This is a genomic window from Propionivibrio soli, assembly GCF_025770765.1.
Taxonomy (GTDB): Bacteria; Pseudomonadota; Gammaproteobacteria; order Burkholderiales; family Rhodocyclaceae; genus Propionivibrio; species Propionivibrio soli.
On record NZ_JANZKY010000011.1, the window covers coordinates 100,901 to 113,224 of the forward strand.

The following is a 12,324-nucleotide window of genomic DNA, read 5'->3' on the forward strand; positions in this document are numbered from 1 at the left end:
GCAATAAGGCTGTCAGCCTTGAGGAAGGCAGGCTGACAACGGCCTGCGAAAGCAATCAAGGTTGACGCGAGGAATGCCATATGAGCGATGTACGTCCTGTAGTGGTTGTTGTCGGTGCCGGCTTTGGAGGGCTGGCGGCGATCAAGGCGCTGGCCGAGGAGGCGGTCGACGTCGTTCTGATCGATCAGCGCAATCACCACCTATTCCAGCCACTGCTCTATCAGGTGGCGACCGCGTGGCTGTCGCCGGCTGACATCGCCGCTCCCGTACGTAGCGTGTTCTCGCGCCAGAAGAACCTGCGCGTCGTGCTCGGTCGTGTGACGGGTGTCGATGCTTCGGAACATGCCGTCGTCGTCGATCTCGGCACACGGCAAGCACGGATCGGCTACGACTACCTGGTTCTGGCAACGGGCGCGCGCCACGACTATTTCGGCCACGACCATTGGGAGCGCTTCGCCCCCGGCCTGAAGACAATCGAGGATGCAATCGCCATCCGCGAACGCTTGCTCATGGCGTTCGAGCGTGCCGAGATGGCCACCGAGACGAGCGAGCGCGATGCCAACCTGACAGTGGTGGTCGTCGGCGGCGGGGCGACCGGTGTCGAAATGGCCGGGTCGATTGTGGAACTGGCCAAGGCGGCACTGGTGCGCGATTTCCGTCGCATCGATCCGCGTCAGGCGCGCATCCTGTTGGTCGAGGCCGGCCCGCGACTGCTGCCGGCGTTCCCTGAAAAGCTCTCGGCCGCAGCAAAAACCTCGCTCGAGCGGCTGGGCGTCACGGTACTGCTCAATTCTCGCGTCATGGACTGCGAAGACGGCGCGGTTGTGGTCGCAGGAGAACGTATTCCCACGGCAACGGTGATCTGGGCGGCGGGCGTCAAAGCGTCGCCGGCGGCAGCCTGGCTTAATGCGGCGGCTGACCGTGCCGGGCGCGTTCTGGTCAGCCCGGATTTCAGCGTCCCCGCTCACCCGAACGTCTTCGTGGTCGGCGATACCGCCGCGCTTACCGATGCGGCCGGCCATGTCGTCCCGGGCGTCGCGCCAGCGGCTCGGCAGGCCGGTCGCCATGCGGCAGCGGTCATAAGCGCTCGGGTGCGTGGAGAACCCGAGCCGCCGCCATTCCTCTACCGGAATCTGGGTAATCTGGCAACGATCGGACGCCGGGCGGCGGTGGCCGATTTCGGCTGGATACGCCTACGTGGGCCGATTGCCTGGTGGCTTTGGGGCATCGTTCACATCTTCTTCCTGATCGATTTTCGTAGCCGGCTCACCGTTTCGATCAATTGGTTGTGGTCCTTTCTCACCTACAAGCGCGGCGCTCGGCTGATTACCGGCGATCATCACCAGGCCGCCCACGAGGTTTGAGCAACAGCTTTCCGGCGCGCCCAATGGGCGGCCCAGCCGCCGAGGCGGCACCGCCCGCTCTGCCTGTGCGAGAATTGATCGCATGGGCGGCGGGGAGAGAACATGAGAATCGAAACAGCCAGTCGGCTCGTCACACTGATCGTGGCCATTCTTTCGGCATTCAGTATCGCGGCGTTCCTTTTTTCGGAGCACGCGATCGAGCAACGGCGGATTGCGCAGCAGCATGGGTTCGAAACCATGCAGGCGCTCAATCTTCTGCGCACCAGCCATGAAACCTTGGCGGAAGCCGCCCGCATGTACGCGTTTTCCGGAGATCGCCATTACCTGAACATTTTCAATGGCGAGCTTGAGGTCAAAGCACGTGATCAAGCGGTTGAACGGCTGCGTTCCTTGCTCACCGATCTGCCGGAAGAAATGGCGCTGATTGAAGACGCCAAGAGAGCTTCCGATGAACTCGTCGCCTACGAAAAGCATGCGCTGCAAGCGGTCGCTCGAGGAGAACGCGAGTCGGCTCTCGATATGCTTTTCGGGAGTGACTTCCGCGCGCGCAAGGCCGTCGTGAGCGGTCCGCTCGACCTCGCCACGTCGAGAATTGAGAGCGCCGAGATCGACGCCGTGGGGCTTCTCGCTCAACGTTCGGATAGCGCGGGAAAAGTCGCCTGGGTGACGATGTCGGTGAACGTGTTCGGCGTCCTGATGGTTCTTATGTGGTTCTATCGGCGGCGTGTCGTCGCACCCTTGGCCGGCATCACGCGGCAAGCGCAACAGCTTTTGGCCGGCAAGCGCGACGTACGTTTCCTCGGCGACGGCAGCACGCATGAAGCGCACGAAATCAGCGAACTGGCGAGAACGCTGGCCCGTTATCAGGAAGCGGCCATTCAGCTCAACGAGCAGCGCGAGGAGCTTCGCCTGGCTTACGCCGAGCAGCGGGCCATCGTTGACTCCGCGACGTCGGGCATTGCGCTGATCAAGGATCGCGTCATCGAGCGCGTGAACCGGAAGCTCGAGGAAATCTTCGGCCGGTCGGCGGACGAGCTCGTTGGGCAAACCACCCGCATCTGGTATCCGGATGACGCCTCATGGGAAGCGGAAGAAGAGTCCTTGTCGACGCCGCTCTGGCGCGGTGAGACGAGTACGCACGAGATCGAGATGGTGAGAAGCGACGGCAGTTGTTTCTGGGCGCGCATCGCCGGGCGGGCGGTTGACGTCCATGATCGATCGCGAGGCTCGGTGTGGATTATCGACGACATCACCGTCGAGCACGCTGCCAACGAGGAGATGCGCAAGGCGCGGGCCCTTGCCGAGGACGCGGTGCGCATGAAGTCAGACTTCCTCGCCAACATGAGCCATGAAATACGCACGCCGATGAATGCGATCATCGGCATGGCATACCTCGCGTTGAAAGCCGATCCAACCCCGCGTCAGCGCGACTATCTGCGGAAAATTCAGGCTTCGAGCCAACTCCTGCTCGGCATCATCAACGACGTGCTCGATCTTTCGAAGATGGAAGCGGGCAAGATGATCGTCGAGCGCATCGACTTCGATCTGCAACGCGTGCTCGACAACGTCACGAACCTGATCGCCGAAAAGGCGGCGAACAAGGGCCTCGAACTCATCGTCTACGTCGCCGAAAACGTGCCGATGAATCTGCGTGGCGATCCTTTGCGTCTGGGGCAAATCCTTATCAATTTCGCAGGCAACGCCGTCAAATTTACGGACCATGGCGAGATCGAGATTCGGGTCACGGTCGAGCGTATGCAGGACGAAGAGATTTCCCTGCGCTTCGCGGTCCGCGATACCGGAATCGGCCTTTCGCAGGAGCAGCGCGGGCGATTGTTCAAGAGCTTCGAACAGGCGGATACCTCGACAACGCGCAAGTACGGCGGCACAGGCCTGGGGCTCGTCATCGCCAAGCAGCTCGCCCGGCTGATGGGAGGAGAAGTCGGCGTCGAGAGCGAGGTGGGCAAGGGCAGCACCTTCTGGTTCTCCGCGCCTCTTGGCCTCGGCACGACAAAGCCACGGATCCTGCAACCCAACCCGGAAATGCGCGGCTGCCGAATGCTGGTAGTCGACGACAGCGATACGGCGCGCGAAGTCATTGGCGATATGTTGCGCAGTATGTCTTTCGCAGTGGCCACCGCCGCTTCCGGTACCGCGGCGATAACCGAGGTTGCACGCGCGGCGCGCGCGGGTGAACCGTACGACGTAGCGTTCATCGACTGGCAGATGCCGGGGCTGGACGGCATTGCGACCGCCGAGCGCATTCTTGAACTCGGGCTTGTGCACGCTCCGCGGCTTGTCATCATTACGGCGTACGGGCGCGACGACCTGTTCAAATCGGTCACGGACGCCGGTATCGACGACGTGTTGATCAAGCCCTTGAGTGCCTCGCTGTTGTTCGACACGGTGATGCGCCTGTTGGGTGTCGAACCGGCGGTATCCGGTACGGAGATCGCAGAAGCCTCCGCGCTCGAAACCTTGTTGCCGACGATCGCCGGGGCGCGCATTCTGCTCGTCGAAGACAACGACATGAACCAGCAGGTGGCGACAGAATTGCTCGAAGGCGCGGGATTTTGCGTCGATCTTGCGGAGAACGGCGAGATTGCTCTGGAGCGTGTGCAGAAGGGCAACTACGACGCCGTCCTGATGGACATGCAGATGCCGGTGATGGATGGCATTACCGCAACGATCGAGATCCGCAAACGCTACCCGGCCGAGGTTCTGCCGATCATTGCCATGACGGCGAACGCCATGCCGGGTGACCGGGAAAAATCACTGGCTGCAGGGATGCAGGATCACGTCGCCAAGCCGATCGAACCCGACGAACTGTGGCGTTCTCTGCTGCAGTGGATCAAGCCGACGGCCGCCGGAAGAACAGTTGTCCGGGCACCAAAGGCCCAAGATGCGAGCGTGCCGGACGAGCCTGACATTCCGGGCAGGATTGTCGGTATCGACCTGACGTTGGGCCTGAAACGCGCTTTGGGAAAGAAGGCCCTGTACCTCTCCCTGCTGCGAAAATTCGTCGATGGCCAGGCGTCGGCTCCCGCCAACGTCCGCTCAGCACTCGACGCGGGAAAAGAGCACGATGCCGAGCGTCTGGCGCATACACTAAAGGGAACCGCGGCCAATATCGGTGCCCAAAGGATACAGGCCGTTGCCGCGCGACTGGAAGCGGCAATCCGAAATCGGGAAATGCGCGAGACAATTGACGCCTTGATTGGCGAAGCTGAACGCGCCCTTACTCCAACGGTAGCGGCGTTGCGTGAAGCATTGCCGTGCGATGAGCACGTCGTGCCCCAACGGCCGGTGGGGCAGGAAGAATTCGATCGGCTGGCCTCGCGTTTGGCGGCACTCCTGGCTGACGACGATGCGGAGGCCGGCGATCTTCTTGCGGAACACGCCGGTGTTTTCCGTGCCGCATTTGGCGAACGTTGTCGTCTGATCGAGGACCGCGTACACAATTTCGATTTCGACGCCGCGCTGGAAGCGTTGCGCGAGGCGATGGCGGAGCAGGTGCCGGCCACGTGACTGGCGGCCACTGAGATGGGAACAGCAATGGACGTACTGGATATGACGACGAGAGCGACGATTCTCGTCGTCGACGATACGCCGGACAACCTTGCCCTGATGAGTTCGCTGCTCAAGGACGAGTACCGGGTGAAAGTCGCCAACGGTGGCGAGAAAGCCTTGCGCGTCGCGCAGGGAGAGACTCCGCCGGACCTGATTCTGCTCGACATCATGATGCCGGGGATGAACGGCTATCAGGTGCTCGAACAACTGAAAGCCGATCCGCGAACTCGTGAAATTCCGGTCGTCTTCCTAACCGCCAAGGCGGAAGTCGAGGACGAAAAGCGCGGACTCGAACTCGGTGCCGTCGACTACATCACCAAGCCCATCAGTCCGCCGATTGTGCTCGCCCGCGTGAAGACGCAACTATCGCTCAAGGCGGCAGCGGATTTCTTGCGTGACAAGGCCAAGTTCCTCGAAGAAGAGGTGGCGCGGCGTACGCGCGAAGTGGCGGCGATCCAGGACGTAACAATCCTTGCCATGGCCTCGTTGGCGGAAACGCGCGATGCCGATACCGGTAATCACATCCGGCGCACGCAACACTTCGTCAAAGCGCTCGCCGAGCACTTGAAGATACACCCGCGCTTCGCCGCGTACCTCTCGGACGGCAACATCGCTTTGCTCTTCAAGTCAGCGCCGCTGCACGACATTGGCAAAGTCGGTATCCCCGATCGCATCTTGCTCAAGCCCGGGGCGCTGGACCCCGACGAATTCGAGATCATGAAGACGCATACCACGCTCGGGTTCAATGCAATCACGCATGCCGAACGTTCGCTGGGCAAGGACGTGGCCTTTCTCAGCATGGCCAAAGAAATCGCGCTCTCCCATCAGGAGAAGTGGGACGGCAGCGGTTACCCGCAAGGGTTGTCCGGCGACGCTATTCCGATTTCCGCGCGCCTGATGGCGGTGGCTGACGTGTACGACGCCCTGATCAACCGTCGGGTGTACAAGGAACCGATACCGCACGACGAGGCGGTCGAGATCATTATCTCCGGGCGAGGGCGACACTTCGACCCGGATATCGTCGACGCCTTTCTGGCGTTGCAGGATGAGTTCCGCGCGATTGCAGGGCGCTTTGCCGATCAAATCCGGACCGGTAACGAGTCAACGCAAGGCCGCTAAGCCAGAGCAGCAAGGCTAAGTGACGCAGAAGGCCAGGAAAGCGATGCGGAAATGACGACGGGGGCCGAAGCCCCCGCCGGCTTTTCTTTGGTTACAAGGCTAAAGCGGCCTCGGCATAGGCCTTAAGCGGCCAGTGCAAAACGCTCATCGTTGGCGTTTGTGGATTTGCTTCATTAACGTCGATCGCCTGACGGGTTGCCTGCGCACCTTTGCGCGCCCTGTCGAAACCGGTGCACCCCCACCTAAGAGAACCCCACGACTCTTAGGTGGAGGTGGCGGGAATCGAACCCGCGTCCAGAACGCCTCCAGATTGCCGGGATTACAACCATGCCTCTAGTATGGGGTGCGGCCCGTCCCAATTCAAGGGGTGCGCCAAAAAGAAACCCCTCTTTCACCATCCCGGTGCATCCGACGGCTGAATCCGTTCCATCCGCTTCGAACTCGGGAGGGGAGAACCGAGCGCCAGAGCGGCGCCGCCAGGTGTTTCTCAAGAACGGCTTGCTTTGTGCTTTAAGACCACGTATACCTACGCCCGCTGGCGACGCTGTCGATCAGGGGGCAGCGTGGTACCGCGTCCCAAAACGGCTGCAGCTGAAGACGGGCGCGGAATAAATTGTCCGAAAACTAGGAGATTCCTATGAAGAAAGCCGTCATTGCCGGTCTTGTCATGGGTTTGCTGGCAGTTCCAGCCTTTGCCGCCAAAACCATCGTTTATTGCTCTGAAGGAAGCCCCGAAGGCTTCAACCCCATGTTCTACACTACCGGCACGACGCATGACGCCACGTCGGCCCAGCTCTTCAACCGGCTCGTCGAGTTCGAAGTCGGAACCACGAATATCGTTCCCGGCCTCGCCAGTTCATGGGACATCTCGCCGGATGGCCTGACCTACACCTTCAAGCTACGTAAGGGCGTCAAGTTCCACACCACCGAGAAGTACACGCCGACGCGCGATTTCAACGCGGATGACGTCCTGTTCACCTGGAATCGCATGGCTGATCCCGAGCATCCGTTCCACAAGAACACGCCGGGCGTGAATTACGCTTACTTCCAGGATATGGGGATGAGCAAGATCGTGGACAAGGTCGAGAAGCTCGACGACTACACGGTCGTGTTCCGCCTCAAGGCGCCGAATGCTCCTTTCCTTGCCGACATGGCGATGGACTTCATGTCGATCCACTCGGCTGAGTTCGCCGAGAAGATGAAGGCGGCCGGCACGCCCGAAATCATCGACCGCGAACCGATCGGCACCGGGCCGTTCCGCCTGGTCTCGTATCAAAAGGACGCCGTTATCCGCTACAAGGCGCACGACAAGTATTTCGAAGGCCGCCCGAAGCTCGATAACGTGATCTTCGCCATTACGCCCGACGCCTCGGTGCGTCTCGCGAAGGTGAAGACCGGCGAATGCCAACTGATGGCGTATCCGAAGCCAGCTGACCTGCCGGCGCTGAAGGCCGACAAGTCGATCAACCTCCTGACCAAGGAAGGCCTCAACATCGGCTACATCGCGATGAACGTCGAGAAGAAGCCGTTCGACAACAAGCTCGTGCGCCAGGCGATCAACATGGCTATCGACAAGAAGGCCATCCTCGATACGATCTATCAGGGCGCCGGTCAGGTTGCCAAGAACCCGATCCCGCCGATTCTCTGGTCGTACAACGACAAGATCGTCGACTACCCGTACAACGTGATCAAGGCGCGCGAACTGCTTGCCCAAGCCGGATACAAGAACGGCTTCGAGATGGAGTTGTGGTATCTGCCTGTGCAGCGCCCGTACAACCCGGACGGTAAGCGCATGGCCGAGCTGGTGCAGGCCGACCTCTCGAAGGTCGGCATTACGGCGAAGCTTATGACTTACGAATGGGGTGAATACCGCAAGCGCGGCAAGAACGGCGAGCACCAAGCCATCATGTTCGGCTGGAGCGGTGACAATGGCGATCCCGATAATTTCTTCGCCAATCTGCTGTCGTGTGATGCCGTCAAGGGTGGTGGGAACTTTGCCCGCTGGTGCAACGCCACCTACGACGACATCATCGCCAAAGCGGCCCGTATTACCGACAAGGCCGAGCGCGCCAAGCTCTACGCCAAGGCGCAGGAAATCGTCAAGGAAGAGGCCGTCTGGGTACCGATCGCACACTCCGTACGCTATGAGCCCGTGCGCAAGAGCGTTGTCGGCTACAAGACCGCGGCCGTGCCCACCAACCACTACTTCTCCAAGGTGGACGTGACCGGCAAGTAGAACGCCGGGGACGATTCTCATCCCGTAGCACCTGATGCCGCCTTTCCGGCCGGTTCCCGGCCTGGAAGGCGGGCGGGCACCCCTCGTTCAAGAGACTTCGAAGAATGATCTCCTATATCCTGCGACGCCTGAGCGTCGTGATTCCGACTTTTCTCGGCATTACCGTACTGGTGTTTTCGCTGATCCACATGATTCCCGGCGATCCAGTCGAAGCGATGTCGGGCGAGCGTGGCATGGAACCCGAGCGTTATGCGCGGCTCATGGCCCAATACGGGCTCGATCGGCCGTTACCGCTGCAATATGCCGATTACATTTCACGAGCGGCGCGCGGCGATCTCGGGCGCTCGATCGTTACCCAGGAACCCGTGCTGAGGGAGTTCCTCGACCGCTTTCCTGCGACGGTGGAGCTGTCGCTTTGTGCCATCGCCTTCGCCATCTGCCTCGGGATTCCAGCCGGCATGATTGCGGCGTTGAAACGCAACACGCCAGTCGATTACGGCGTCATGGGGGTATCGCTCGCCGGCTATTCAATGCCCATCTTCTGGTGGGCGTTGCTCCTGATTCTTTTCTTTTCCGTCAGTCTGGGATGGACCCCGGTTTCGGGCCGCATCGATATCGAATTTGACCCGGCGCGGGTCACCGGCCTGATGCTGGTCGATACGCTGCTGAGCGGCGAGGAAGGCGCTTTCTTGTCGGCCGTTTCACACCTCATCCTGCCGATGGTTGCACTCGGCACGATTCCGCTGGCCACGCTAGCACGCATGACGCGCTCGTCGATGCTCGAGGTCCTGGGCGAAGACTACGTACGCGCTGCCCGCGCCCGCGGCTTGTCGCCTTTGCGCGTAGTTGCCAAGCACGCGCTGCGTAACGCGCTGATCCCGGTGGTTACGGTCGTCGGTCTGCAGGTTGGAACGCTGCTCGCCGGTGCCATCCTCACCGAAACCATCTTTTCATGGCCTGGCATCGGGAAATGGATGGTCGAAGCCATCCACCGCCGCGATTATCCCGTCGTGCAGGGCGGCATCCTGCTGTCGGCGACCTTGGTCATTTTCGTCAATCTGATTGTTGACGTGCTGTACGGCGTCATCAACCCGCGTATTCGCCATACCCGATGAAACCTCAAACTTCCCCAGCATCTGTCAGCGCGGAAGAGCTTCGCGCCTGCGCGCCGCCGTCGCCGTTCGCTGAACTGTGGCGCGACTTTACCCGCAACAAGGGCGCGCTGTTCGGCCTGTCACTGGTCGGCGCCTTCGTCTTTCTCGCCGTGTTCGCCGACTGGATCGCGCCATACTCGCCGATCGAGCAGTTCCGCGACGCGGTGCTTACGCCCCCGTCTTGGGAAGAGGGGGGTACCAGCCAATTCCTGCTCGGTACGGATCCCGTCGGCCGCGACATGCTTTCCCGTCTTATCCACGGCACGCGCCTGTCGTTGGCGATCGGTTTGATCTCCGTGTCCCTCTCGCTGTCCATAGGGATCTTGCTCGGGCTGATCGCGGCGTTCTCCGGACACAAAGTGGAGACGGCGATCATGCGCCTGATGGACGTTCTGCTGGCGCTACCCAGCCTGCTGCTGGCCGTGGCCGTGATCGCGATTCTCGGCCCTGGACTCGCCAATGCCATGTATGCGATCGCCATCGTGCGACTGCCTGGTTTCGTCCGACTGACGCGGGCCACGGCGATCGGCGAACTATCCAAGGACTACGTTATGGCCTCCCGCATCGCGGGTGCCGGGACGTTGCGTCTAATGTTCAACACCGTGCTGCCCAACTGCCTGGCGCCGCTGATCGTGCAGGCCACGCTGGGTTTCTCGACGGCCATTCTCGACGCTGCCGCGCTCGGCTTTCTCGGCCTCGGCGCCCAGCCGCCGACACCCGAATGGGGCTCGATGCTCTCTGGAGCGCTGGAGTTCATTGAGCGTGCGTGGTGGGTTGTGAGCCTCCCAGGCGTGGCCATTCTCCTGGCTGTCCTGGCCTTCAATCTGATGGGTGACGGCTTGCGCGACGCACTCGATCCGAAACTGAAGCGCTGACCATCATGGCACTTCTCGAAATCAAGAATCTGAGCGTTCATTTTGGTTCGCTCGAACGTCCGGTGATCGCCGTCGATCGGCTTGATCTGACCCTAGAAGCCGGCGAAGTCCTCGGCATCGTCGGCGAGTCGGGGTCCGGCAAGAGCGTGACTTCGCTCGCCCTGATGGGCCTGGTCGATCCGCCGGGGCGCGTCTCCGCCGACATCCTGAAGTTCGATGGGCGCGATCTGCTCGCACTTTCGCTGCGCGAACGCCGGGCGATGCTCGGGCGCGACATCGCGATGATCTTCCAGGATCCCGGTACGACGCTGAATCCCTGTTTCACCGTCGAGGATCACCTCGTCGAAACGCTGTCGGTGCATGAGCACGGCAGCCGCAAGGCGATGCGGGCCCGTGCCTTAGAGCTTCTGCAGCAGGTGGAGATTCCGGACGCGCCGCGCAGGCTGGCTGCCTACCCGCATCAGCTCTCGGGCGGAATGAGCCAACGCGTCATGATTGCCTTGGCGATCGCCTGCAATCCGCGCCTGCTGATCGCCGACGAGCCGACGACGGCGCTCGATGTCACCGTCCAGGCTCAGGTGCTCGACCTCTTGTTGCGGCTGCATCGCGAACGCGGCATGGGCCTTATGTTGATCACGCATGACCTCGGCGTGGTGGCCGAAACAGCGCACCGGGTGGTGGTGATGTACGCCGGCCAGGTCATGGAAATCGGCAAGGTCCCGGATATCTTCGTGCGCCCTCGGCACCCCTACACCACTGCGTTGATGTCGGCGCTCCCAGAAAACAACATCGGCCGGAAACGCATACAGACCATCGCTGGAGTGGTTCCTGGCGCTTATGACCGCCCGCGCGGTTGTCTGCTGGCTCCGCGTTGCCAATACGCGCAGGAACGCTGCCGTACCGAATGCCCCGATCTGGAACGGACGGAAGGCGGGGAGGTGCGCTGCTTCTTTCCTCTCGATGCTGCCCGCAAACCCGATCACCAAGCTGAATGCGAAACGCTGGGATCGCAGGGATTCTCGTCATGACCGAAACTCAAGCTCTGCTCCAGGCCGAGAATTTGGCCAAGCACTACCCGGTCTCGACCGGGTTCATGAAACCGAAAGCGCTGGTGCGGGCGCTTGACGGCGTCAGCTTCACGCTCGAAGCGCGCAAGACGCTGGCTGTCGTCGGTGAATCGGGCTGCGGCAAGACGACGTTGGCGCGACAGATCACCATGATCGAAACGCCGACGTCGGGCAGCCTGCGGCTTGGCAACATAGACATCGCATCGGCGACGCCCGAAGAACGCAAGCAGCTGCGCCCGCAGGTACAGATGATCTTCCAGAATCCGTATGCCAGCCTCAATCCGCGCAAGCGGGTAGGCAGCATTCTGGAGGAGCCGCTGATCATCCACACGTCGTTGACCGCCGCCGAGCGTAGTGAAAAGGCACGCGCGATCATGGCCCAGGTGGGTTTGCGTCCGGAGCACTACGGGCGCTACCCGCATATGTTCTCTGGTGGCCAGCGGCAGCGTATCGCCATCGCACGAACGCTGATGACGAACCCACGGCTGGTCGTTGCCGACGAGCCGGTTTCCGCGCTCGACGTATCGATACAGGCGCAGGTACTGAACCTGCTGATGGACCTGCAGCAGCAGACCGGCGTTGCTTATCTGTTCATCTCGCACAATCTAGCCGTCGTCGAACACATCGCGGACGATGTGCTGGTGATGTATCTGGGTCGCACGGTCGAGTACGGGCCGAAACGCATGATCTTCGAGACACCGTGCCATCCGTATACGCGCGCCCTCCTTTCGGCAACACCGCGTATCGACGCAGCACAGCGCAAAACACGAATCGTCGCCAAGGGCGAGTTGCCGTCGCCCCTTGCCCCTCCGCCTGGGTGTGCATTCCATCGCCGTTGTCCTTTCGCGATCGATGCCTGCAAAACCGATGCGCCGGTGTTGCGTGAAGTGGGCGGGCATCTCGTAGCGTGCCATCGCGCAGGAGAAATCTAGGCAGAGT

8 protein-coding genes and 1 other RNA gene are annotated in these 12,324 nt (G+C 61.4%); 8 read left to right on the forward strand and 1 reads right to left on the reverse strand.

The window, feature by feature from the left end:
- Positions 1 to 80: 80 nt before the first annotated feature.
- The 3 genes from NZ453_RS14070 (at position 81) to NZ453_RS14080 (ending at position 6,053) form a co-directional block, all read left to right on the forward strand.
- Complete coding sequence (locus NZ453_RS14070; protein WP_263771295.1) at positions 81 to 1,364, forward strand: NAD(P)/FAD-dependent oxidoreductase; 1,284 nt, start codon at positions 81 to 83, stop codon at positions 1,362 to 1,364.
- A 102-nt stretch (positions 1,365 to 1,466) separates the two neighbouring features.
- Positions 1,467 to 4,892 (forward strand): hybrid sensor histidine kinase/response regulator, encoded by a 3,426-nt coding sequence (locus NZ453_RS14075; RefSeq protein WP_263771296.1) that lies wholly within the window; start codon positions 1,467 to 1,469, stop codon positions 4,890 to 4,892.
- A gap of 27 nt (positions 4,893 to 4,919) precedes the next feature.
- A complete protein-coding gene (locus NZ453_RS14080; RefSeq protein ID WP_263771297.1) occupies positions 4,920 to 6,053 on the forward strand; it encodes a response regulator in 1,134 nt (377 codons plus the stop codon).
- 52 nt (positions 6,054 to 6,105) lie between these two features.
- Here NZ453_RS14080 and ssrA read toward each other — a convergent pair.
- Positions 6,106 to 6,430, reverse strand: a transfer-messenger RNA (tmRNA) gene (gene ssrA / locus NZ453_RS14085).
- A 260-nt stretch (positions 6,431 to 6,690) separates the two neighbouring features.
- Here ssrA and NZ453_RS14090 point away from each other — a divergent pair.
- The 5 genes from NZ453_RS14090 (at position 6,691) to NZ453_RS14110 (ending at position 12,317) form a co-directional block, all read left to right on the forward strand.
- The gene (locus NZ453_RS14090; RefSeq protein WP_263771299.1) at positions 6,691 to 8,289 is read left to right on the forward strand and encodes an ABC transporter substrate-binding protein; all 1,599 of its coding nucleotides are present in this window, start codon (positions 6,691 to 6,693) and stop codon (positions 8,287 to 8,289) included.
- Between the two features lie 104 nt (positions 8,290 to 8,393).
- Complete coding sequence (locus NZ453_RS14095; protein WP_263771300.1) at positions 8,394 to 9,404, forward strand: ABC transporter permease subunit; 1,011 nt, start codon at positions 8,394 to 8,396, stop codon at positions 9,402 to 9,404.
- On the forward strand, positions 9,401 to 10,318 hold the full coding sequence (locus NZ453_RS14100) for an ABC transporter permease subunit (protein ID WP_263771301.1): 918 nt from the start codon (positions 9,401 to 9,403) through the stop codon (positions 10,316 to 10,318). Before NZ453_RS14095 ends, NZ453_RS14100 begins: the two co-directional genes overlap by 4 nt.
- A 5-nt stretch (positions 10,319 to 10,323) precedes the next feature.
- Positions 10,324 to 11,346, forward strand: coding sequence for an ABC transporter ATP-binding protein (locus NZ453_RS14105; protein ID WP_263771303.1), 1,023 nt, complete (start codon positions 10,324 to 10,326; stop codon positions 11,344 to 11,346).
- The gene (locus tag NZ453_RS14110; RefSeq protein WP_263771305.1) at positions 11,343 to 12,317 is read left to right on the forward strand and encodes a peptide ABC transporter ATP-binding protein; all 975 of its coding nucleotides are present in this window, start codon (positions 11,343 to 11,345) and stop codon (positions 12,315 to 12,317) included. Before NZ453_RS14105 ends, NZ453_RS14110 begins: the two co-directional genes overlap by 4 nt.
- Positions 12,318 to 12,324 lie beyond the last annotated feature (7 nt).